The 21478-nt window shown below is 63.8% G+C and carries 22 protein-coding genes; 5 read left to right on the top strand and 17 right to left on the bottom strand.

Annotated features, from left to right (window positions below):
- Positions 1–987, bottom strand: coding sequence for a DNA polymerase III subunit delta' (locus tag PRtIB026_RS10945; RefSeq protein ID WP_203647543.1), 987 nt, complete (start codon positions 985–987; stop codon positions 1–3).
- Between the two features lie 29 nt (positions 988–1016).
- On the opposite strand from PRtIB026_RS10945, the gene PRtIB026_RS10940 reads away from it, so the two are divergent.
- The 3 genes from PRtIB026_RS10940 to PRtIB026_RS10930 all read left to right on the top strand — a co-directional run bounded on the left by PRtIB026_RS10940 (position 1017) and on the right by PRtIB026_RS10930 (position 3472).
- Positions 1017–1928: a deoxynucleotide monophosphate kinase gene (locus PRtIB026_RS10940; RefSeq protein WP_244670918.1), complete on the top strand. Its 912-nt coding sequence runs from the start codon at positions 1017–1019 to the stop codon at positions 1926–1928.
- 415 nt (positions 1929–2343) lie between these two features.
- Positions 2344–2544, top strand: a complete 201-nt coding sequence (locus PRtIB026_RS10935; protein WP_203647544.1) for a hypothetical protein — start codon at positions 2344–2346, stop codon at positions 2542–2544.
- A 4-nt stretch (positions 2545–2548) separates the two neighbouring features.
- On the top strand, positions 2549–3472 hold the full coding sequence (locus PRtIB026_RS10930; RefSeq protein ID WP_244670919.1) for a hypothetical protein: 924 nt from the start codon (positions 2549–2551) through the stop codon (positions 3470–3472).
- A gap of 406 nt (positions 3473–3878) precedes the next feature.
- Here the strand turns inward: PRtIB026_RS10930 and mltG are convergent, their stop codons facing one another.
- The 9 genes from mltG to PRtIB026_RS10885 all read right to left on the bottom strand — a co-directional run bounded on the left by mltG (position 3879) and on the right by PRtIB026_RS10885 (position 11326).
- Positions 3879–5039 (bottom strand): endolytic transglycosylase MltG, encoded by a 1161-nt coding sequence (gene mltG / locus PRtIB026_RS10925; RefSeq protein ID WP_244670920.1) that lies wholly within the window; start codon positions 5037–5039, stop codon positions 3879–3881.
- A gap of 3 nt (positions 5040–5042) precedes the next feature.
- Entirely contained in the window at positions 5043–5858 is an 816-nt protein-coding gene (gene pabC / locus PRtIB026_RS10920; protein WP_203647545.1) for an aminodeoxychorismate lyase, read from the bottom strand.
- On the bottom strand, positions 5858–7102 hold the full coding sequence (gene fabF / locus PRtIB026_RS10915; RefSeq protein ID WP_050704704.1) for a beta-ketoacyl-ACP synthase II: 1245 nt from the start codon (positions 7100–7102) through the stop codon (positions 5858–5860). The genes pabC and fabF overlap by 1 nt, the downstream gene beginning before the upstream one ends.
- A gap of 162 nt (positions 7103–7264) precedes the next feature.
- Positions 7265–7501, bottom strand: a complete 237-nt coding sequence (acpP, locus tag PRtIB026_RS10910; RefSeq protein WP_028690990.1) for an acyl carrier protein — start codon at positions 7499–7501, stop codon at positions 7265–7267.
- 204 nt (positions 7502–7705) lie between these two features.
- Positions 7706–8446: a 3-oxoacyl-ACP reductase FabG gene (gene fabG / locus PRtIB026_RS10905; RefSeq protein WP_203647546.1), complete on the bottom strand. Its 741-nt coding sequence runs from the start codon at positions 8444–8446 to the stop codon at positions 7706–7708.
- A 16-nt stretch (positions 8447–8462) separates the two neighbouring features.
- Complete coding sequence (gene fabD, locus PRtIB026_RS10900) at positions 8463–9401, bottom strand: ACP S-malonyltransferase (protein ID WP_203647547.1); 939 nt, start codon at positions 9399–9401, stop codon at positions 8463–8465.
- A 187-nt stretch (positions 9402–9588) separates the two neighbouring features.
- Entirely contained in the window at positions 9589–10599 is a 1011-nt protein-coding gene (gene plsX, locus PRtIB026_RS10895; RefSeq protein WP_203647548.1) for a phosphate acyltransferase PlsX, read from the bottom strand.
- A 3-nt stretch (positions 10600–10602) separates the two neighbouring features.
- A complete protein-coding gene (gene rpmF, locus PRtIB026_RS10890) occupies positions 10603–10785 on the bottom strand; it encodes a 50S ribosomal protein L32 (protein WP_028690987.1) in 183 nt (60 codons plus the stop codon).
- Between the two features lie 13 nt (positions 10786–10798).
- Complete coding sequence (locus PRtIB026_RS10885) at positions 10799–11326, bottom strand: YceD family protein (protein ID WP_023630499.1); 528 nt, start codon at positions 11324–11326, stop codon at positions 10799–10801.
- 96 nt (positions 11327–11422) lie between these two features.
- Here PRtIB026_RS10885 and PRtIB026_RS10880 point away from each other — a divergent pair, with 96 nt between their 5' ends.
- Positions 11423–12001 carry a Maf family protein gene (locus PRtIB026_RS10880; RefSeq protein ID WP_203647549.1) on the top strand — a complete coding sequence of 193 codons (579 nt, stop codon included), beginning with the start codon at positions 11423–11425 and terminating at the stop codon, positions 11999–12001.
- Positions 12002–12191: 190 nt separating this feature from the next.
- On the opposite strand, the gene PRtIB026_RS10875 is transcribed toward PRtIB026_RS10880, so the two are convergent.
- Genes PRtIB026_RS10875 through rluC form a run of 3 tightly spaced genes read right to left on the bottom strand, consistent with a single transcriptional unit; the run spans position 12192 to position 14818 of the window.
- Positions 12192–13178: a S49 family peptidase gene (locus PRtIB026_RS10875; RefSeq protein WP_203647550.1), complete on the bottom strand. Its 987-nt coding sequence runs from the start codon at positions 13176–13178 to the stop codon at positions 12192–12194.
- A gap of 2 nt (positions 13179–13180) precedes the next feature.
- Complete coding sequence (locus PRtIB026_RS10870) at positions 13181–13861, bottom strand: HAD family hydrolase (RefSeq protein WP_267813810.1); 681 nt, start codon at positions 13859–13861, stop codon at positions 13181–13183.
- A 3-nt stretch (positions 13862–13864) separates the two neighbouring features.
- Positions 13865–14818 (bottom strand): 23S rRNA pseudouridine(955/2504/2580) synthase RluC, encoded by a 954-nt coding sequence (gene rluC, locus PRtIB026_RS10865; protein WP_203647551.1) that lies wholly within the window; start codon positions 14816–14818, stop codon positions 13865–13867.
- Between the two features lie 796 nt (positions 14819–15614).
- Between rluC and rne the strand changes: the two genes are divergently transcribed.
- The gene (rne, locus tag PRtIB026_RS10860) at positions 15615–18842 is read left to right on the top strand and encodes a ribonuclease E (RefSeq protein ID WP_267813809.1); all 3228 of its coding nucleotides are present in this window, start codon (positions 15615–15617) and stop codon (positions 18840–18842) included.
- 186 nt (positions 18843–19028) lie between these two features.
- Here the strand turns inward: rne and murB are convergent, their stop codons facing one another.
- From murB to PRtIB026_RS10840, 4 genes are read right to left on the bottom strand one after another with little or no spacing between them, the layout of a single operon-like run.
- The gene (murB, locus tag PRtIB026_RS10855) at positions 19029–20048 is read right to left on the bottom strand and encodes a UDP-N-acetylmuramate dehydrogenase (protein WP_203647552.1); all 1020 of its coding nucleotides are present in this window, start codon (positions 20046–20048) and stop codon (positions 19029–19031) included.
- A complete protein-coding gene (locus PRtIB026_RS10850) occupies positions 20045–20509 on the bottom strand; it encodes a low molecular weight protein-tyrosine-phosphatase (RefSeq protein ID WP_203647553.1) in 465 nt (154 codons plus the stop codon). The genes murB and PRtIB026_RS10850 overlap by 4 nt, the downstream gene beginning before the upstream one ends.
- Positions 20509–21273 (bottom strand): 3-deoxy-manno-octulosonate cytidylyltransferase, encoded by a 765-nt coding sequence (gene kdsB / locus PRtIB026_RS10845; RefSeq protein WP_203647554.1) that lies wholly within the window; start codon positions 21271–21273, stop codon positions 20509–20511. Before kdsB ends, PRtIB026_RS10850 begins: the two co-directional genes overlap by 1 nt.
- Positions 21270–21455: a Trm112 family protein gene (locus tag PRtIB026_RS10840; RefSeq protein WP_011532874.1), complete on the bottom strand. Its 186-nt coding sequence runs from the start codon at positions 21453–21455 to the stop codon at positions 21270–21272. Before PRtIB026_RS10840 ends, kdsB begins: the two co-directional genes overlap by 4 nt.
- Positions 21456–21478 lie beyond the last annotated feature (23 nt).

Genomic DNA, 21478 nt, shown 5'->3' with positions numbered 1-21478 from the left:
TCAGCGCATGCCCGGCAGCTGCACCCAATGGGCGAGCAAGGCTTCGAGCAGCAGTACACGGTTGAGGTTGGCCTTGCCCAGCACCTTCTGGCGCTGCTCGAGGATCCACGCCTGGACCTCCAGCACCTTGCCCTGGCGGCTCTTCTGCGCCAAGTACTGCAGCACCTTGCGCATGTCGGCCAAGCCTAGTCCTTCCTCATCCTGGGTCAACTGGTAGCGCAGGATCAGGTGCGACCAGTCGCAGAACCAGTCGAACAGCAACAGCAACGGCACGCTGTTCCAGGCCTCGGCCAGTTGGCTGGGCGACTGCTGCTGCTTGAGCAGCTTCTTCACCCCCTCGGTCACCAGCGCCCGCTGCTCGCGCACGCCCTGGGCCTGCAAGCTCACGGCCATCAGCGGCGAACCGGCGGCCAGGGTCAGCAGCTCCTCGCGCTCCTCCTCGCCACTGTCGGCAAGGGCGGCGGCCAGCCAGGCGCGGCTCTGCTCCAGGCTCGGCTGCGGGCAGGCAACCTGCTGGCAGCGGCTCTTGATGGTCGGCAGCAGGCGGCTGGGCTGGTGGCTGACCAGCAGTAGCACGGTATCGCCGGAGGGCTCCTCCAGGCTCTTGAGCAGGGCGTTGGAGGCATTGATGTTCATCGCCTCCACCGGCTCGATCAGCACCACCTTGCGCCCGCCCTGCTGGGCGGTCTGCACCACGAATGACACCAGATCACGCACCTGGTCGATCTTGATCGGCTTGTCGGCCTCTTCCGGCTCCAGTACGAAGTTGTCCGGGTGGCTGCCGGCCTTGAGCAACAGGCACGACTTGCATTGGCCGCAAGCATCCAGGCCCTGCGGCTGCTGGCACAGCAGCCGCGCCATCAGGCGCTCGGCCAGTGCGCGCTTGCCGATGCCCTGGGGCCCGTGCAGCAAGTAGGCATGGGCATGCTGGGCGCGCCCGGCCAATTGCTGCCAGAGCGCCTGCTGCCAGGGGTACTGCTTATCCATGGTCGGTACGCCTGAAATGGTTTGCACATGTGAATGTGCCGCGCTGGATCTTTGCAAACATCATCTATGACAAATTAAAATCGGGCCGAAGCCTTCCATTGTACCTGCGCAATCACACTGAAGACACCGGAGCCTACGTGAGGAAAATTATCGGCCTGGCCGCCCCCGCCAGATCGGGAAAGGACACCGTCGCCGCGATGCTGCTCGCATACCCCGGCGTTGCTGCCTATGCGCTCGCCGACCCCCTGAAGATGGGCTGCCAGGCATTGTTCGGCCTGACCGACGAGGAAACCTGGGCCGACGCGCTCAAGGAGCAGAAACTCGATGACTGGGCACGTTCCCCACGCGAGTTTTTCCAACAGGTCGGTACCGAATGGATGCGAGTCTTCAACTCAGACCACTGGCTGATGCGAGCGGAACGGGCGATCGAGCCACAACCACAATCTGCGCAACCACTGGCCCAGGCAACACTCTCAGAAGCCGATGCCCCAATCAGGCTTGCCGCCCAGGCATTCTTTGGTTTTACCGAACAACAGACATGGGACCCGCATTGCTCAAGGCAAATTGACCCATTCTGGCAGGTCACGCCCGAGGACACGTTCGCTTTCATCTCGCAAAAGGCAGTTGAGCTGGACCGGGATTATCTGCTCAAGCGAGCACTGCGACCGGTGATGCGACCCAAGCCGTTGCCATTCCTGCCAGCGCAGATCAACACCATCGTCATCAAGGACATTCGTTTCGAGAACGAAGCCAGCTTCCTGCGTAGCCACAACGGCGTTATCTGGCATGTTCGCCGACCTGACGCCCTGCGAGTCAACGCACATAGCTCCGAGTCGGGCATACAGCAGAATGAGCAGGATATCCTGATCGTCAATGATGGAACGATCGCAGACCTTGAACACAAGGTGGCCAAGGCCTGGGCTACTCAGCAGAGCCGTTGAAGAGCCCTGCCTTGACTGCCGCCCTGCCAACTCAAGACGCTTGACGGGACACCTTCCCGCTCGCCGACATCCCTTGACGATGGATCGCACGCAATGCTGACAAATTTCCAGATCAAAAGCGATTGACCTTTCACTTGACACATGCCCAATATAGAAGGAAGGCTTCCGGTATGCGCTATCAGATCTGCCTACAGGCGACCGGGGGCAGAGCCCCCGGTCGCCTGTAGGCAGATCAAAAGCAGGCACATTTGAGCCGCATCGTGCGACCTAGCTTGCGAGGTTCAGATTCAGCACTTATGCTTTGACTCATGCATTACCTGCGGCTCGTCGGCATCGTACATACCCAAGATGTAGCAATGCGATTTGTGTTACCCTTTGAGTGTCTACCCTTCCAGCAAAAACAGGCGCAACAGCGATGAATTTCGCCAACATGCAAGCCCAAAACCTCAGCTTCTCCAACCTCGTGGCCTTCAAGGACATGGCGCGAGAGCAGCAAGTGCAAGCAGTTTACAGCGCTGACCGTAACGCTCTGGATATGGCTGCCAACTCGGTTAAAGCAGCCATCAAAGGGAACGCAGCGTCAATCGCACGCCCTCGACGCTTTTCGGTAGCCTGAAAGCGTGTCACAGCCTGAGGAATTACCTGAGGCTGTAGATCTGAGCACACCCGAACCACTATCTCCTTTCCAGCAGCTATTGGAACGGTCGGAAGTCTTTGCAACGCTTCGCGATCTCATCCAGCGCGTCTACCAGCCTTCAGCTGAAGAGGTTGTGACCAAGCACCACCTCGTCATTGTCGGCGGTCAATCGCTGGCCTTGTGGTCGAGACAGTACCTGATCGACGAATTGACAGGCGAAGAAGTCGGGTTTGTGACCAGCGACGACCTAGATTTTATCGGCAAAAGCTCTTCTATCGAACATTGCCAGCAAGCCCTAAACATCGATTTCCGCAAAGCCTCTATTGAAGACAACACGCCCAATTTAGCCATTGGCCTGTACGAATGGCAGAAGGACAAAAATCTTGTTGTCGATATCTTGGGTGAGATTGCAGGCGTCGAAGAAAAAGTTTTGCTTAAGAACTTATCTTTCATCGACCTAGAAGGAGTAGCCGTAGCAGTTATTGACCCTGTCACCTGCGTCCAATCCCGGCTAGCTAATCTTTTTGCCCTATGGCAATCAAACACTCACCGCGAAGCAATCCGAACGAAAATTGCGATCAGAGCCGCAAACTGCTTCATCCGGGAAATCCTCGTTCATGATGGCTACCGCGCCGCCGCCACAATTATCAGACGAGTTAAAAAACTGGCCCTTTCAGACTACGGCAAACGCGTATTTGTCGAGTACGGCATCGACATTTTTAGCGCGATCCCTCACGACCCAGCCATTTTCCCTGAACTCTATAACATACGCGAGCGACCCAAAAGCGTAACCCAGCTTGAAGACCTTCGCCGGAGAAAGCTCGTTCAATACAACCGCTTTGGGCGAAGCAACGATATCCATGAGTCTCATATACGCCCGCAGACCGCACCGACTGATACACGATAGTTGAACCACTAGGAAAGCAACCGCCATCCCAAACGAGACTAATGCGAATCGTCGATCCTGGCTCTACTCACGCACAGTGAGCAATGGAACCTTCTAGTCTTTCCTGGATAGCCTGCCCTATCAAAATAGCCAGCCAGAACTGCACCACCACCCAAGGCTCGCCACCCCATAACCTAACCAAAGCGCTGCAATGACAAGCACCACAGTGGCTCTTTTGCAGAATTCTTAGCGGATAAACCGCTTACACTTTTTCGCCAAGTTGCGTCCCAGAAGAGCGGCGTCCCTGCCCTGGCTAAAGCGGAAATGCTACTGGCCTCGATTACCGAGTCAAAGAACACTGGGGCCGGGCAACCAGAAACCTCTCCCGACCCCACCGCCTACCTGACGGCGGTCTCCGTCCAACGACTCATTGAGGCACAGACTGGTCCGTCGGCTGAGCCTCCTGCTGTGCAGGTTCCACCGGCACTGCCGGCACCTCCTCGGACTTGACCGCAGGTTGCGCGGATGATGGTTCATCCGTGGACTCCTTTGGCACAGGCGCGGGGCTGGAACGGTAATCCGCCCGCCGCTTGAGCTGGAACTCACGCACCGCACTGTTGTGATCGTCCAGGTCATCGGAGAACACATGGCTGCCATCGCCGCGGGCGACGAAGTACAGGCTCGAGCCGTTGCTGGGGTTGAGCGCGGCATGGATCGCCTCGCGCCCGACCATGGCGATCGGCGTCGGCGGCAGGCCGGTCATGGTGTAGGTGTTGTAGGGGGTCGGCTCGCGCAGGTCGGCGCGGGTGATCTTGCCGTTGTAGCGCTCGCCCATGCCATAGATCACGGTCGGGTCGGTCTGCAGCATCATGCCCAGGCGCATGCGCCGCACGAACACGCCGGCGATCTGCCCGCGCTCCTGGGGAATGCCGGTTTCCTTCTCCACCAGCGAGGCCATGATCAGCGCCTGGTACGGGTCGCGATACGGCAGGTCGGTGCTGCGCTCGGCCCATTCCTTGGCCAACACTTCGTCCAGGCGCATATAAGCCTGCTGCAACAGCTCGATGTCACTCATGCCGCGCACGAAGCGATAGGTGTCGGGGAAGAAGCGGCCTTCGGGGAACACACCGGTATGGCCGAGCTTATCCATCACTTCGGCATCGGACAGCCCCTCGAGGGTGTGCTTGAGCTTTTCGTGCTTCGCGACTGCGGCACGCACCTGGCGGAAGGTCCAGCCCTCGACCAGGGTAATGTTGTACTGCACCACGTCGCCGCGCTTCCAGGCGTCGAACAGCTGCCCCACGGTCATGCCCGGGGTCACCCGGTACTCGCCGGTATGCAGCGGCGTGCCCGCCATGTTGAAGCGCCAGTAAAGGCGCAGCCACAGCGGATCGTCGAGCAGGCCTTCGCCCTGCATGCGATAGAACATACGGTTGGGCGTCGTGCCGCTGGGCACGTCGAGCAGGCGCTCCTGCGCCACTTGCAGGGGCTGCTCCAGGACCGAGTTGACCTTCCAGGCGGCCCAGCCCAGTGCCAGGCCGGCGAGGATCAAACTCATTTCCAGCAGCAGCAGGAATTTGCGTCTCACGAATCAGGTATCCAGTAACGTACGGGCAACGGCCTGCAGTTTACGGGTGAGCGGCCCGGCCGGCCAGTTCAGCGCGGCGAATTCACGCACGGGCCAGATGCCGTAGACACTGTTGCAGACGAACACTTCGTCAGCCTGCTCCAGCGCCTCCAGCGGCAAGTCCCGCACCTGGGTGGCAATGCCCAGCAACGCCGCCTGCTCCAGCAACGCCGCGCGCATCACCCCGGCCACGCCGCAACGGCTCAGCTCGGCAGTCAGCAGCACGCCGTCACGCACCAGGAACAGGTTGCTGTACACCCCTTCGATCACCCGCCCTTGGCCGTCACGCATCAAGCCTTCGGCAAACGCCGGATCCTGCCATTCGGCACGGGCCAGCACCTGCTCGAGGCGGTTGAGGTGTTTGAGCCCGGCCAGCAGCGGTTGTTCCGCCAGCCGCGTCTGACAGGCGTACAGGCGCACGCCCTGTTCGGCGTTTTCGGCGGGATAAGCCGGCAAGGGGCTGCCCTGGAGAATGCGCCGCGCCTGGGCGCCAGCCACCGGGGCATAGCCGCGCTGGCTGTCGCCACGGGTCAGGATCAGCTTGGCGACGCCCTCGCCCAGTAGCTGGGCGAATTGCAACAGTTCATTGCGAACCAGCGTCAGATCGGCTTCGATCGCCAGGCGCTGGCAACCCAGCGCCAGGCGGTCGAGGTGCAGGGCCAGCAGGCTGGGCCTGCCGCCGCGCACGGCAATGGTCTCGAACAGGCCATCGCCGTAGGCCAGGCCACGATTCTGCAGATTGACCGCAGCCGCGTCCTGGCCATCGATCCAGCTGTGCATCAGTCGGCGAACCGACGGAATACCAGCGAGCCGTTGGTGCCACCGAAGCCGAACGAGTTGGACAGCACGACGTCGATCGGCATGCTGCGCGCCTGGTGCGGCACGAAGTCCAGGTCGCAGCCTTCGTCGGGCTCGTCCAGGTTGATGGTCGGCGGCGCCATCTGGCTGTTGATCGCCAGGACGCTGAAGATCGCCTCCACCGCGCCGGCGGCGCCGAGCAGGTGGCCGGTCATCGACTTGGTCGAACTGACCGCCAGCTTGTAGGCGTGCTCGCCGAACACGCGCTTGATCGCGGCCACTTCGGCAATGTCGCCGGCCGGCGTCGAGGTGCCGTGGGCGTTGATGTAGCTGACGTCCTCAGGCTGGATGCCGGCATCGCGCAGGGCGTTGGCCATGCAGCGGGCGGCACCTTCGCCGGAATCGGGCGGCGAGGTCATGTGGTAGGCGTCGCCGCTCATGCCGAAACCGACCAGCTCGGCGTAGATGGTGGCGCCACGGGCCTTGGCATGCTCCAGTTCTTCGAGCACCAGGGCACCGGCGCCGTCGGACAGCACGAAGCCGTCACGGCCCTTGTCCCACGGACGGCTGGCACGGGCCGGCTCGTCGTTGCGGGTCGACAGCGCGCGGGACGCGCCGAAGCCGCCCATGCCCAGGCCGCAGGCGGCCATTTCGGCGCCGCCGGCGATCATCACGTCGGCTTCACCGTAGGCGATGTTGCGCGCGGCCATGCCGATGCAATGGGTGCCGGTGGTGCAGGCGGTGGCGATCGCGTAGTTCGGCCCTTGCAGACCCAGGTGGATCGACAGGAAGCCGGAGATCATGTTGATGATCGAGCCCGGCACGAAGAACGGCGAGATCCGGCGCGGCCCCTGCTCGTGCAGGGTCTTGCTGGTCTCTTCGATGTTGGTCAGGCCACCGATGCCCGAGCCCATGGCCACGCCGATGCGCTCGCGGTTGGCGTCGGTGATTTCCAGGCCGGCGTTGCGCACCGCCTGGAAGCCGGCCGCCAGGCCGTACTGGATGAACAGGTCGAGCTTGCGGGCCTCCTTGGCCGACAGGTACTGCTCGACTTCAAAGCCCTTTACCGAGCCGCCAAAACGGGTGGAGTAGGCAGACAGATCCGTATGCTCGATCGGACCGATGCCACTGCGGCCAGCCAGAATGCCCTGCCAGGTGCTCGGTACATCGGTACCCAGTGGCGACAGCATACCCATACCAGTGACCACGACGCGTCTACGCGACACAGTACTCTCCTCATTTCCAAATTACAGAGTCTCTTGCCAGTGCACTGGCGCGGCCAATGGCCTGGCAACAGACTCCGCTGATTGCAGGGCTTGCAAAGAAAAAACCGCACGCCGGCGACGGCAGTGCGGTTTTTCCCGACAAGTAGCGTCGACTGAAACGTCTTAGGCCTGGTGGGCGTTGACGTAGTCGATGGCAGCTTGAACGGTAGTGATCTTCTCGGCTTCTTCGTCAGGGATTTCGGTCTCGAATTCCTCTTCCAGAGCCATCACCAGCTCAACGGTGTCAAGCGAATCGGCACCCAGGTCCTCAACGAAGGAAGAGGTGTTCTTCACTTCATCTTCCTTGACGCCCAGTTGCTCGGCGACGATTTTCTTGACGCGTTCTTCGATGGTGCTCATACCTAGTTTTCACTCCTAATGGACATATGTCAGGCAGCTGGCCGGTGACCAAGTTTATAGGAAGACGCCTGCTTTTCAAGCGTAACGCGCCTTCCACCAGGCCACCGGGCCCTCTGCCCGGAATCTGGTTGCAGCTTTATAACGGATTTTAGGCTCGCAGTATGACTCTTTTTTGAAGCAATCCGTCACATTGAGTTGCGGTTTTTACATGTACATCCCGCCGTTCACCGGCACGGTGGCGCCGGTGACATAGGCTGCGCCGTCGGAAGCCAGGAAGGAAACCACTTTCGCGATCTCCTCGGCCTGGCCCAGGCGGCCCAGCGGAATCTCTTTCTGCAGGGCCTCGCGCTGCGCTTCTGGCAGTTCGCGGGTCATGTCGGTGTCGATGAAGCCCGGGGTCACCGAGTTGACTGTGATGCCACGCGAGCCCACTTCACGGGCCAGGGCACGGCTGAAGCCTTCCAGGCCGGCCTTGGCGGCGGCGTAGTTGGCCTGGCCGGCGTTGCCCATGGCACCCACCACCGAGCCGATGCTGATGATACGACCCCAGCGGGCCTTGGTCATGCCGCGCAGCACGCCCTTGGACAGACGGTAGAGGCTGTTGAGGTTGGTGTCGATCACGTCGAACCACTCGTCGTCCTTCATCCGCAGCATCAGGTTGTCGCGGGTGATGCCGGCGTTGTTGACCAGGATGGCCGGTGCGCCGAACTGCTCGCCGATGGCGCCCAGCACCGCCTCCACGGACTCGGCGCTGGTGACGTTCAGCTCCAGGCCGGTGCCGTTGATGCCGTGCTCTTTCAGGGTGGCGGCAATGCGCTCGGCGCCCGACGCGGTGGTGGCGGTACCGATCACGGTCGCGCCCTGACGGCCCAGCTCGAGGGCGATGGCCTGGCCGATACCACGGCTGGCGCCGGTGACCAGTGCAACTTTACCTTGCAGGCTCATGCAAGCTTCTCCGAATTCAGGCCAGCGCCGCACGGGTGGCGGCGACGGCGTCTGGGGTGTTGAGGTTGTAGGTGGTCACGCCGTCGGCGCAACGCTTGTTCAGGCCGGCCAGGACCTTGCCCGGACCGCATTCGACCAGGTTCACCGCGCCGCGCTCGGCCAGGGCCTGCACGCACTCGACCCAGCGTACCGGCTGGTACAGCTGTGCCAGCAGATCGTGCTTGAGAGCGTCGAGGTCAGCGGCGATGGCGGCGGTGACGTTCTGCACCACCGGGATCTGCGGGGCCTTCCATTCGATGGCGTTGACCGACCCGGCGAAACGCTCGGCGGCCGGTTTCATCAGCGCGCAGTGCGACGGCACGCTGACCGCCAGCGGCAGGGCGCGCTTGGCGCCGGCCTCTTTGCACAGCTCCATGGCGCGATCCACCGCCGCCTTGTTGCCGGCGATGACCACCTGGCCAGGGGAGTTGAAGTTCACCGCGCTGACCACTTGGTCTTCGGCGGCCTTGGCACAGATTTCGACCACCACCGCGTCGTCCAGGCCGAGGATCGCGGCCATGGCGCCGTGACCGGCCGGCACGGCTTCCTGCATCAGCTGACCGCGGCGCTCGACAAGGCGCACGGCGTCTTTGAGCGACAGGCTGCCAGCGGCGACCAGGGCGCTGTATTCACCCAGGCTGTGACCGGAGACAAACGCAGGCTGCGCGCCACCCTCTTCCAGCCAAAAGCGCCACAGGGCGATCGAGGCGGTCAGGATGGCCGGCTGGGTCTTGTCGGTCTGGTTGAGTTGTTCTTCCGGGCCTTCCTGGACCAGTTTCCACAGGTCATAGCCCAGGGCCTCGGACGCTTCCTTGAAGGTCTCGACGATTACCGGTTTTTCGGCGCCCAGCTCTTTGAGCATGCCCAGCGACTGGGAACCTTGACCAGGAAAGACGAATGCGAGGGATGCAGACATTGAACAAGCCCTTATGATCTTGTCGTCGGATAGGGTGCGCCGGGCCGTGGGCCGGGCGCGCAATCTGAAAGCTTGGATGGAGCGGCGGACCAAGCGGTCACATTTAAGCACTTCATGGGCGACATGCCCAAAGGCTTTGTATTTCCAGTCATGGCCTCATCGCGGGGCAAGCCCGCCCCCACGCCACTCAGGGCAACAGGTCTTCGAGGCGCCCATGCAGGCGCTGCGGCAGGTTCTCCTGAATCTCGATCAGCGCGCGTTGGATCGCGCTCTGCAAGCCCTGCACGCCCGCCGAACCATGGCTCTTGATGACGATGCCCTGCAACCCCAGGAAGCTTGCGCCATTGTGTCGCGCCGGCGCCAGGTCGGCCTGCAGGCGCTTGAGCAACGGCAGGGCCATGGCCCCCGCCGCCCGCGCCAGCAGCCCGCCGCGGAACAACGCCTCGATGCGCGCACCGATCATGGTTGCCAGGCCTTCGCTGGACTTGAGCAGGATATTGCCGACGAAACCGTCGCACACCACCACGTCCGCCTCGCCACGGTACAGCCCGTCGCCCTCGACGAAGCCGATGTAGTTCAGGCCCCGGGCGTTCTGCAGCAGACTGGCGGCCAGCTTGACCTGCTGGTTGCCCTTGATGTCCTCGGTGCCGATATTGAGCAGCGCCACCCGCGGCCGATGCACGCCCAGGGCCTGGGCGGCCACCGAGCCCATCACGGCGAACTGGTAGAGGTTTTCCGCGCTGCAATCGACATTGGCGCCGAGGTCGAGCAGCTGGCAGTAGCCGGCCTGGGTCGGAATCGCCGCCACCATCGCCGGGCGATCGATACCAGGCAGGGTCTTGAGCACCAGGCGCGACAGGGCCATGAGCGCACCGGTATTGCCGGCACTCACGCAGGCCTGGGCCTTGCCATCACGCACCAGTTCGAGGGCGACGCGCATCGACGAGTCCGGCTTGCCCCGCAACGCCTGCGATGGCCGCTCGTCCATGCCGATCACTTCGCTGGCCGCAACAATCTGCAGGCGCGCGCGATCCGCAGCCGCAAGGCCACTGACGAGATCTTCAAGGAGGGAGGGTTGACCGACAAGGGTCAGGTGCAGCGAGGGGGTAGCCGAAAGGCAGGCAATGCTAGCCTGGACAATGTTGCGGGGACCGAAGTCCCCGCCCATTGCGTCGATCGCGATGATCTGAGCGGACAAGGATTACTCGTCGGCGCCCTTGTCGATCACTTTGCGACCACGGTATACGCCTTCTGGCGATACGTGGTGACGCAGGTGTACTTCACCGGTGCTCTTCTCTACCGACAGAGCTTCTGCCGACAGGGCGTCGTGCGAACGGCGCATGTCACGGGCAGAGCGGGATTTTTTGTTCTGCTGAACAGCCATAATTGATTAACTCCTAAACGTTTGGGTCACGCTTTAACTGCGCCAATACACTGAACGGGTTGGACCGCGATACCTCGTCCTTGCTCGGCTCGGGCTCATCGAGTCCCGCCGGCTGCTGGCATTCTTCCGGATGATGAGCAGGCACGATCGGCAGGGCGAGCAACAGCTCTTCCTCGACCAACGCCTGCAGATCCAAAGGATCTTCGCCCAGTTCCAGCACGTCATAGCCTTTCGGCAACGACTGGGTGTTCGCACCCTCCTTCACCACGGCGTATGTACATTCGCTGTGGATCGGCAGGGTGACCAGCTCAAGACAACGCTGGCAAACCATCTTGACTTCGACATCCAGCGCGCTGTGGATAACCACCACGTGCTGTTCATCTCGTTCAAAATCGAACTTCGCCTGCACCGTACCGACATTGTCGGAAAGCGGGTCGCAGAGTCTTTCCAAATCAGCGAGTTGCAGCGAACCTTCGAGGGTTACGCCACGATCAGCCAATTTGCGCGGGTCAACGTGAGGTGGAATCGGGTCATTCAACATAGGCGCAGCATTCTAGGGATGCACCCCCTCCCTGTCAAAGGAAATTAGGTGTCATCTCGCATGTTAGAATTCGGGGTAATTGCCCAGGAGTCTACCATGCTTCCCTTGTTACTGGCTTCCAGCTCTGCGTACCGCCGCGAACTGCTCACCCGCCTGCGCCTGCCCTTCACCTGGGCGAGCCCCGACCTTGACGAACGGCGCCTCGATGGCGAGCCCGCCGTCGAGCTGGTCCGCCGCCTGGCCCGACAGAAAGCCGAAGCCCTGGCCGCCAGCCACCCCGACCACCTGATCATTGGTTCCGACCAGGTGGCGGTGCTGGGCGAGCAGATCCTCGGCAAGCCCCACACCTTCGAACGCGCCTGCGAGCAGTTGCTGGAGGCCAGCGGGCAGCAGGTCACCTTCCTCACCGGGCTGGCGCTGCTGAACAGCGCCACAGGCCACTGCCAGGTCGATTGCGTGCCGTTTACCGTGACGATGCGCGAGCTGGATCGGGAGCGCGTGGAGCGCTATGTGACGGCCGAGCAGCCGCTGGACTGCGCCGGCAGCTTCAAGGCGGAGGGATTGGGGGTCAGCCTGTTCCAGAGCACCCATGGCTGCGATGCCACGAGCCTGATCGGGCTGCCTCTGATTAGACTGGTGGACATGCTGCACAAGGAAGGTGTGCGGGTGCCCTGAGCACCAGCCCTCTCAAGGCATTAAAAATTAGCGCCTGACTTGGAATTGCCGGGGCTGCTTTGCAGCCCTTTCGCGGCACAAGGCCGCTCCTACAGACGAGCGTGACCCCTGTAGGAGCGGCCTTGTGCCGCGAAAGGGTCGCAAAGCGACCCCTGCATCTTGGACCGATCCACGACGATGAACCTTCAGCTCAACGCAGCGAAGGCCCCTGGAAGCCCATGTACAGCGCCAGGCGCTCAGCCACGCTGGCACCGATGCGCTTGGAGAAGCGATCGAACGGCGACTCCTGAACGGTGAAGTCAACCAACTCCTTCTCACCCACGATGTCGCGGGCGACATAGCTGGCACTGCCCAGCCCATCCACCAGCCCCAGCACCTTGGCCTGCTCGCCGGACCAGATCAGCCCGCTGAACAGCTCCGGATGCTCCTTGTCCTTCAAACGCTCGCCCCGCCCCTGCTTGACCATGGCGATAAACTGGCGATGAGTGGTGTCCAGCACACCCTGCCAGAACGCGGTCTCCTCGGGTTTCTGTGGCGAGAACGGATCGAGGAACGCCTTATGCTCGCCAGCCGTATAGGTACGACGCTCCACCCCCAGCTTGTCCATGGTCCCGACGAAGCCATAACCGGCCGCGGTGACACCAATGGAGCCGACCAGGCTGGCCTTGTCGGCATAGATCTCGTCGGCGGCGCTGGCGATGTAGTAGGCGCCGGAAGCACCCAGGTCGGCGATCACCGCATATAGCTTGATGGCCGGGTACTCGGCGCGCAGGCGACGGATCTCGTCATACACGTAGCCCGACTGCACCGGACTGCCGCCCGGGCTGTTGATGCGCATGACCACGGCCTTGGTCTTCGGATCCTTGAACGCCTCGCGCAGGCTCTTGACGATATTGTCGGCACTGGCCGGCTCCTGGTCGGCAATCACCCCGCGCACCTCAACCAGCGCGGTATGGTTGCCGCTGCGCGAGGCCGCCTTGTCCACATCCATCAACGGCGTGAACAGGAACAGGATGCCGAACAGGTAAACGAAGGTCAGCAGCTTGAAGAAGATCCCCCAGCGCCGCGCCCGGCGCTGCTCCTGGACGCCGGCCAGCAAGGTCTTCTCCAGCAGCTTCCAGCTCTTGCGCTCCTCGCCGGTGTCATCTGGCTCGGGCGCCTTCCATTCGTCAGTCATGCTCACCTACCTTGGAAATTGATCTGCGCAGGCTCGGCCAGCCATTCGCGCAACTGGGAAAAATGCTCGATGCACACTTGCGGACCGAATTCGGCCAGGGCCTGCAGCGACATGGCGCCGTAGCCCACGGCAACCGAATGCATGCCGGCATTGCTGGCCATCTGCAGGTCGAACGCCGAATCTCCGACCATCAGCGCCCGTCCAGGTTCGACCCGGCAATGGGCGAGAATTTCTTCGAGCATCAGCGGATGCGGCTTGCCACGGGTTTCGTCGGCCGCCCGGGTGATATCGAAATAACCTTCCCAGCCATTGGCCTTGAGCACCCGATCCAGGCCGCGTCGCGCCTTGCCGGTGGCCACCGCCAGGCGATAGCCCTCGGCACGGAACGCTTCCAGCGACTCGACCACGCCGTCGAACAACGGTGACGGCTGTTGGTCCAGCGCCATGTACACGTCGGCGTAGTGCTGACGGAACGCCTCGACCTGCGGCACATCAAGATGCGGGTACAGGGTGGCGATCGCCTCCCCCAGCGCCAGGCCGATGATGCCCTTGACCGCCTCGTCGCTACTGGCGACCTCGCCGGCACGCCCGGCGGCCACGTTCATCGCCTCGACGATGCGCCCGATGGAGTCGGCCAGGGTGCCGTCCCAGTCGAAGATCAGCAGGTCATAACTTTTATTCATGGATCAGGACGCCAGCCGCTCGATGGTCTTGGCCCACATCTCGTCCACCGGCGCCTCGAGCTTGAGCTCGCCACCGTCGGGCAGCGGCACGGTCAGCTGGTAGGCATGCAGGAACAGACGCTTGCCGCCCAGCTCGCGAATCTCGCGACTGAAGTCTTCATCGCCGTACTTGCTGTCGCCGGCGATCATGTGCCCGGCATGCAGGGTATGCACGCGGATCTGGTGGGTACGCCCGGTGATCGGCCGCGCCTCGACGATGGTGGCGAACTCGCCGAAGCGGCGCAGCACGCGGAACATCGTCAGCGCGTCCTTGCCCTCGTCATTGACCTCGACCATGCGTTCGCCGGAACGCAGGTTGCTCTTTTGCAGCGGCGCGTTGACCTGCTTCTTCGAGGTCGGCCAGTGGCCGCGCACCAGCGCCATGTAGCGCTTGTCGACGCCATCACCGCGCAGGGCGGCGTGCAGGTGGCGCAGCATGCTGCGCTTCTTGGCGATCATCAGCAGGCCCGAGGTGTCGCGGTCCAGGCGATGCACCAGCTCGAGCTCCTTGGCGTCCGGGCGCAACTGGCGCAGCGCCTCGATCACGCCGAAGCTCAGGCCGCTGCCGCCATGCACGGCGATGCCGGCCGGCTTGTTCATCACGATCAGCGCCTTGTCCTCGTAGACAATCGCGGCCTCCAGGCGCTGCAGCAGCCCCTGGGCCACCGGCGCCGGCTCGTCGCGCTCGGGCAGGCGCACCGGCGGCACGCGCACGATATCGCCGGCCTGCAGCTTGTACTCAGGCTTGATCCGGCCCTTGTTGACCCGCACCTCACCCTTGCGCAGGATGCGGTAGACCAGGGTCTTGGGCACGCCCTTGAGGGCCGTGATGAGGAAATTGTCGATGCGCTGGCCGGCAAGCTCCGGCGGGACTTCGATCAGCTGAACGCCGGAAGTCGGGGGGGTATTGGTCGTCATGGCGGGATCATAACAATTTTTTATGGAATTGAAGCACTTAATCATTGCTGCTATAGTCGCGAACGCCGCCAAAAGCGGCAGGCCAGCGGCACCAGGCTCTACGCCGGCCCTGACCATCGCAATTCCCGAGGACGCGAGGCCGTCCTACGGAGCGTTCGCCAGTTTAACTAAATGCCTGGAATCGCCACCAGCGCTGTGTAGAGAAGACCGAAAAAAAACGACAAGTGCGGTGTTTCACCTGCTTACCCGATTCTTTTCGCCGTACCTCTGCCCGCCACCGTCGTCTCCGCGCATTTGGGCGAATGCCTCGGAAATTCCTGCCTTGGATATGTTATGGCGCCAGCCCGGAACCGGGCTGGCGAAAAATGCAACCCGTTGCGGATTCAGCGCGCGGCAGCACCGAATTTTCAAGGGATACGTGCAGGGTGGAGATGCACAGCCCTCGGACCGTGTGGCACCGAACCCGCCCCAGCGCCCCACTCAACGGGCGATGAGCGGACAAGGTCCTCAACAGACGCCCTAGTGGCGTCCACGGCCGACCGGTTGATTCCTCCTCCTGACTGAGTGCACCAGGCCCGCTCGATTGATTCGGATAACCTTCGAAAAGCTCGACAGGTCTTTTGGCACCGCAAAACAGGACGCGTCGTCGCGACAACGGCAGGCTGGGCAACCGGCTGGTGCCGAACGTCGCCAGACACGGGGGTGGCCCGCCACCCTTTGCGCACCTTGGCACCGACCCTGAGAAGTCGTGTGTGCCGCACGCCGTTTCCGGCAGCCCGGAAACCGACGGTACAACATGAAAAGAATGCTGATTAACGCAACTCAGCCCGAAGAGTTGCGTGTAGCCCTGGTGGACGGCCAACGTCTCTACGACCTGGACATCGAGTCCGGCGCCCGTGAGCAGAAAAAGGCCAACATCTACAAAGGCAAGATCACCCGGATCGAGCCCAGCCTCGAAGCCGCCTTCGTCGACTTCGGCTCCGACCGTCACGGCTTCCTGCCGCTGAAGGAAATCTCCCGCGAATACTTCAAGAAAGCCCCTGAAGGCCGGGTCAACATCAAGGAAGTCCTGAGCGAAGGCCAGGAAGTCATCGTCCAGGTCGAGAAGGAAGAGCGCGGCAACAAAGGCGCCGCCCTGACCACCTTCATCAGCCTGGCCGGCCGCTACCTGGTGCTGATGCCCAACAACCCGCGCGCCGGTGGCATCTCCCGCCGCATCGAAGGCGAAGAGCGCAACGAACTGCGCGAAGCGCTGAACGGCCTGACCGTTCCGGGCGACATGGGCCTGATCGTGCGCACCGCGGGCCTGGGCCGCAGCAGCGAAGAAATGCAGTGGGACCTCGACTACCTGCTGCAGCTGTGGACCGCCATCAAGGAAGCCTCGCAAGACCGCGCCGCGCCGTTCCTGATCTACCAGGAAAGCAACGTCATCATCCGCGCCATCCGCGACTACCTGCGCCAGGACATCGGCGAAGTGCTGATCGACAGCATCGACGCCCAGGAAGAAGCCCTGACCTTCATCCGCCAGGTAATGCCGCAGTACGCCAGCAAGGTCAAGCTGTACGAAGACAGCGTGCCGCTGTTCAACCGCTTCCAGATCGAAAGCCAGATCGAAACCGCCTTCCAGCGCGTGGTCGACCTGCCGTCCGGCGGCTCGATCGTCATCGACCCGACCGAAGCCCTGGTGTCCATCGACATCAACTCGGCGCGCGCCACCAAAGGCAGCGACATCGAAGAAACCGCCCTGCAGACCAACCTGGAAGCGGCCGAAGAGATCGCCCGCCAGCTGCGCCTGCGTGACATCGGCGGCCTGATCGTCATCGACTTCATCGACATGACCCCGGCCAAGAACCAGCGCGCCGTCGAAGAACGCGTGCGCGAATGCCTCGAGGCCGACCGTGCCCGCGTGCAGGTGGGCCGCATCTCGCGCTTCGGCCTGCTGGAAATGTCCCGTCAGCGCCTGCGCCCATCGCTGGGCGAAAGCAGCGGCATCGTCTGCCCGCGCTGCTCCGGCACCGGCATCATCCGTGACGTCGAGTCGCTGTCGCTGGCGATCCTGCGCCTGATCGAGGAAGAAGCGCTGAAGGACCGCACCGCCGAAGTGCGCGCCCAGGTGCCGATCCCGGTGGCCGCCTTCCTGCTCAACGAGAAACGCAACTCGATCACCAAGATCGAACTGCGTACTCGCGCACGCATCATCATCCTGCCGAACGATCACCTGGAAACCCCGCACTTCGAAGTCCAGCGCCTGCGCGACGACAACCCGGACGTGCTGACCAACCAGTCCAGCTACGAGATCGCCTCGGCCGAGACCGAAGAAGCGCCGCAGCCGACCGCCACCCGCACCCTGGTGCGCCAGGAAGCCGCGGTCAAGACCGCGCCGGCCCGTGCCAACGCACCGGTTCCGGCCACCGTTGAAGAACAGCCTGCCCCTGCCGCGCCGGTCGCTGCCCCTGCCGCCGCCGAGCCGAGCCTGTTCAAGGGCCTGGTCAAGTCGCTGGTCAGCCTGTTCGCCGGCAAGGAAGAGCCCGCCGCCGCACCGGCCGCCGCCACCGAGAAGCCAGCCACCGAGCGCTCGCCACGCAATGAAGAGCGTCGCAACGGTCGCCAGCAGAGCCGCAACCGCAACGGCCGTCGCGAAGAAGATCGCAAGCCACGCGAAGAGCGCGGCGAGCGCGCCCCGCGTGAAGAGCGTCAGCCTCGCGAAGAGCGTGCCCCGCGTGAAGAACGCGCGCCACGTGAAGAGCGTCAACCGCGTCAGCCGCGTGAAGACCGCCGCGGCAACCGCGAAGAGCGTGTGCGCGAACTGCGCGAGCCGCTGGACGCCGCGCCGGTTGCCCGCGAAGAACGCGCCCCGCGTGAAGAGCGTGCGCCACGCGAAGAACGCGTAGCCCGTGAAGAGCGCGCACCACGTGAAGAACGTGCTCCACGTGAAGAACGTGCCCCTCGCGAAGAACGCGCTCCACGTGAAGAACGCGCCCCTCGCGAAGAGCGTGCTCCACGTGAAGAACGTGCCCCTCGCGAAGAACGCGCTCCACGTGAAGAACGTACCCCTCGCGAAGAGCGTGCCCCACGCGAGGAACGCGCTCCACGCGAAGAGCGCCAGCTGCGCCCTGAGGTGCAAGCCGCCGAACAGGTTGCCGAGCTCGCCGAGGAAGAACTGCCGAACGAAGAGCTGCTGCAGGACGAGCAGGAAGGTGCCGATGGCGAGCGTCCGCGCCGTCGTTCCCGTGGCCAGCGTCGTCGCAGCAACCGTCGTGAGCGCCAGCGCAACGCCAATGGCGAGCTGATCGAAGGCAGCGACGAAGACGCCGGCGAAGAGCAGCCACAACAGCACCAGGCCACCGAGCTGGGTGCCGAACTGGCCGCCGGCACTGCCGTCATCGCCGCTGTCGCCACCAGCAACATTAGCGCTGACGCCGAGGCCGAAGCCAACCAGCAGGCCGAACGCGCCAGCGCCGCTGTCGCCGAGACCCAGGTGGAAATCACCGAAGTCGTGGCCGAGCAGGTCGCCATCGCCCCGGTGGTCGAGCAGCCTGTCAGCGAGCCTGTGGTCGCCGCCGAGCCAAGCATCGAGCCTGTAGTTGAAGTGGCGCCGCAGCCAGTGGTTGAAGAAGCCGCCGCCGAGCAGCCGGCCGCCGCCGTTGTCGAGGCAGCCGTCGAGCCTGCAGCGGTCGTGGAAGCCCCTGTGGTGGAAGCGGGCGAGATCGAGAAGGCACCGGTTGCCGAAGTGGTCGAAGCCGAGGCGCCAGTCGCCGAGCAGCCTGCTCCGGTGGTCGAAGCCGTCGAAGCCCAGCCTGAAGTGGTCGAAGCCCCGGTGGCCGAGCCTGCGCCAGCCGTGGTTGCCGAAGAAGCGCCAGTCGAGCCGTCCACCATCATGCTGTCGAACGGCCGTGCGCCGAACGACCCGCGTGAAGTGCGTCGCCGCAAGCGTGAAGCCGAAGCAGCCGCCGCTGCCCTGGCCGCCGCTGCCCCGGCCGAAGCCCTGGAAACCGCTGATGAGCACAAGCCTCATCACGGTTGATAGCCTCGGCTGAATGAAAAAGCCCCGCCAGTGCGAACTGGCGGGGCTTTTTCTTTGTCGATTTGGATGGCACCGGCTTCGCCGGTGATCGCGGGGCAAGCCCGCTCCCACGCAGTCCCTCTCAGCCGCGGGACGGTGGCGTGGGAGCGGGCTTGCCCCGCGATAGGGCCGGCACAGGCCAGCCCATCAGTACAGGTTCGGCTCCATCTCCAGCTCGACCCCGAAGCGCTCGAGGATATCCGCCTGGATCCGCCGAGCCAGGGCATGCAACTGCGCCCCGCTCGCCTGGCCGTAGTTCACCAGCACCAGCGACTGCAAGCGGTGCACCCCGGCATCGCCATCGCGATAGCCTTTCCACCCCGCCTGCTCGATCAGCCAGCCGGCCGCCAGCTTCACCTGGCCATCGGCCTGGGGATAGGCCACCACGCCAGGGTGCCCGGCACGGATGCGCTCGACCAATTCAGCGGGCACCACGGGGTTCTTGAAGAAGCTCCCAGCGTTACCCAGCTCAGCCGGATCCGGCAGCTTTTCCCGACGGATACTGCAGATCGCGTCGCTGATCGCCTGCGCGCTCGGCTGCTCGACGCCCTGCTCCGCCAGGCGCTGACGCACCGGGCCGTAGTCCAGGTGTGCCTGCAAGGTGCGGCTCAAGGCAAAGCGCACGCGCAGGATCAGCCAGCGCCCGGGGCTGCGCTTGAACAGGCTGTCGCGATAACCGAACGCGCAGTCCTCCAGCGAGAAGTCCCGCAGCTCGCCGGTCTCGCGGTCCAGCGCGGTCAAGCCGGCGAACACATCCTTGATCTCCACGCCATAGGCACCGACGTTCTGCATCGGCGCGGCGCCCACGGTGCCGGGGATCAGGCTGAGGTTTTCCAGCCCGCACAGCCCCTGCCCAAGGCTCCACTGCACAAACGGGTGCCAGGGCTCGCCGGCCTCGGCCTCGACCACCACCCGCTCGCCGTCGTCGCTGAGCAGGCGTCGGCCACGGCTGGCCATATGCAGCACCAGGGCCTCGACATCGCGTGACAGCAACAGGTTGCTGCCGCCGCCGATCACCAGCACCGGCACCTGCCGCTCGGCGGCCTGGGCCAGGGCCTGGCGGACTTCGTCGTCGTCATGGGCCTGGGTGAAGTAGCGGGCACTGACATCGATGCCGAAGGTGTTGTAGGGCTTGAGCGACACCCGCTCCTGCCAGTGCGTCGTCATAACCGCCCCTTGATTTCCACGACCAGCTCGCGGCAGGCCGCCTCGATCAGGTCCAGGACCTGCTCGAAGCCTTCGACACCGCCGTAGTAAGGGTCCGGCACTTCGTCCAGGGCCGCGCCATAGCGGCGCAGCAACAGGTCGAGCTCGCCCTTGGCGTTGTGCGGGCGCAGGGCCTGCAGGTGGCCCAGGTTGCTCTTGTCCATGGCCAGGACCAGGTCGTACTCGGCGAAGTGCGCCGCCTTGACCTGCTGGGCGCGCTGGCGCGACAGGTCGTAGCCACGGGCCAGGGCGGCCTTGCAGGTACGGCTGTCGGGCGCCTTGCCGACATGCCAGTCGCCGGTGCCGGCGGAGGCCACCTGCACCACATCACCCAGGCCTGCGGCCTCGAGCTGGTGGCGCAGCACGCCTTCGGCGGTCGGAGAACGGCAGATATTGCCGAGGCAGACGAACAAAACGCGCATCAGGCCTCCAGCAAGCGCCGTACGCGCTCCAGGTCTTCAGGGGTGTCCACACCCACGGCCGGTGCCTCGATGGCGTCGGCGACATGGATGCGCACGCCGTGCCACAGGGCGCGCAGCTGCTCCAGCGATTCGGTCTGCTCCAGCCAGCACGGGCCCCAGGCGACGAAGTCCTGGAGGAAGCCCACGCGGTAGGCGTACATGCCGATATGGCGGCGATAGGGCACGCCCTCCGGCAACTGGTCGCGGTTTTTGGCGAAGGCGTCGCGGGCCCAGGGCAGCGGCGCGCGGCTGAAGGTCAGGGCCAGGCCGTGCTTGTCGCTGACCACCTTGACCGCGTTGGGATTGAAGATGGTTTCTGGCGCGTGGATCGGCTCGGCCAGGGTGGCGATGCCGGCTTCCGGGTGCGCCGCCAGGTTGGCCGCCACCTGGTCGATGATCACTGGCGGAATCAGCGGCTCGTCGCCTTGCACGTTGACCACGATGGCATCGGCGGCCAGGCCCAGCTGGGCAGCCACCTCGGCCAGGCGATCGGTGCCCGACTCGTGGTCGGCGCGGGTCAGCAGCACTTCGGCGCCGAACGCTTGGCAGGCTTCGACAATGCTGGTGTCGTCGGTGGCGATGACCACGCGGCTGGCACTGCTCTTGCGCGCCTGCTCCCACACATGCTGGACCATCGGCTTGCCGGCGATCGGCAGCAATGGCTTGCCCGGCAGGCGCGTGGAGCGCAGCCGGGCGGGAATCACCACGGTGAAGTCCAGGCTCATTTGTCCAGGCGCTCTTCATCGGTCAGGGTGCGCGCCTCGCTTTCCAGCATCACCGGGATGCCGTCGCGGATCGGATAGGCCAGGCCCGCGCCCTTGCTGATCAGCTCGGTCTTGTCGGCGCTGAGCTTGAGCGGGCCCTTGGTGATCGGGCAGGCCAGGATATCGAGCAGTTTGGTGTCCATGGAGGTGTCCTTGCGACGGAAAA

It is taken from the genome of Pseudomonas sp. RtIB026 (assembly GCF_016861355.2).
Classification (GTDB): domain Bacteria; phylum Pseudomonadota; class Gammaproteobacteria; order Pseudomonadales; family Pseudomonadaceae; genus Aquipseudomonas; species Aquipseudomonas peradeniyensis.
The sequence above is the reverse complement of the archived record's forward strand: the minus strand, read 5'-3'. Positions and strand labels throughout refer to the sequence as shown.

Excerpts from the sequence above, each read along its gene's own strand:
- PRtIB026_RS10880 (WP_203647549.1), top strand. The coding sequence starts at position 11,423 with ATGCTTCCCTTGTTACTGGCTTCCAGCTCTGCGTACCGCCGCGAACTG.
- PRtIB026_RS10935 (WP_203647544.1), top strand. The coding sequence starts at position 2,344 with ATGAATTTCGCCAACATGCAAGCCCAAAACCTCAGCTTCTCCAACCTC.
- acpP (WP_028690990.1), bottom strand. The coding sequence starts at position 7,501 with ATGAGCACCATCGAAGAACGCGTCAAGAAAATCGTCGCCGAGCAACTG.
- PRtIB026_RS10875 (WP_203647550.1), bottom strand. The coding sequence starts at position 13,178 with ATGACTGACGAATGGAAGGCGCCCGAGCCAGATGACACCGGCGAGGAG.
- PRtIB026_RS10870 (WP_267813810.1), bottom strand. The coding sequence starts at position 13,861 with ATGAATAAAAGTTATGACCTGCTGATCTTCGACTGGGACGGCACCCTG.
- rluC (WP_203647551.1), bottom strand. The coding sequence starts at position 14,818 with ATGACGACCAATACCCCCCCGACTTCCGGCGTTCAGCTGATCGAAGTC.
- pabC (WP_203647545.1), bottom strand. The coding sequence starts at position 5,858 with ATGCACAGCTGGATCGATGGCCAGGACGCGGCTGCGGTCAATCTGCAG.
- fabD (WP_203647547.1), bottom strand. The coding sequence starts at position 9,401 with ATGTCTGCATCCCTCGCATTCGTCTTTCCTGGTCAAGGTTCCCAGTCG.
- kdsB (WP_203647554.1), bottom strand. The coding sequence starts at position 21,273 with ATGAGCCTGGACTTCACCGTGGTGATTCCCGCCCGGCTGCGCTCCACG.
- rne (WP_267813809.1), top strand. The coding sequence starts at position 15,615 with ATGAAAAGAATGCTGATTAACGCAACTCAGCCCGAAGAGTTGCGTGTA.
- rpmF (WP_028690987.1), bottom strand. The coding sequence starts at position 10,785 with ATGGCTGTTCAGCAGAACAAAAAATCCCGCTCTGCCCGTGACATGCGC.
- fabG (WP_203647546.1), bottom strand. The coding sequence starts at position 8,446 with ATGAGCCTGCAAGGTAAAGTTGCACTGGTCACCGGCGCCAGCCGTGGT.
- PRtIB026_RS10840 (WP_011532874.1), bottom strand. The coding sequence starts at position 21,455 with ATGGACACCAAACTGCTCGATATCCTGGCCTGCCCGATCACCAAGGGC.
- PRtIB026_RS10945 (WP_203647543.1), bottom strand. The coding sequence starts at position 987 with ATGGATAAGCAGTACCCCTGGCAGCAGGCGCTCTGGCAGCAATTGGCC.
- PRtIB026_RS10885 (WP_023630499.1), bottom strand. The coding sequence starts at position 11,326 with ATGTTGAATGACCCGATTCCACCTCACGTTGACCCGCGCAAATTGGCT.
- PRtIB026_RS10850 (WP_203647553.1), bottom strand. The coding sequence starts at position 20,509 with ATGCGCGTTTTGTTCGTCTGCCTCGGCAATATCTGCCGTTCTCCGACC.
- murB (WP_203647552.1), bottom strand. The coding sequence starts at position 20,048 with ATGACGACGCACTGGCAGGAGCGGGTGTCGCTCAAGCCCTACAACACC.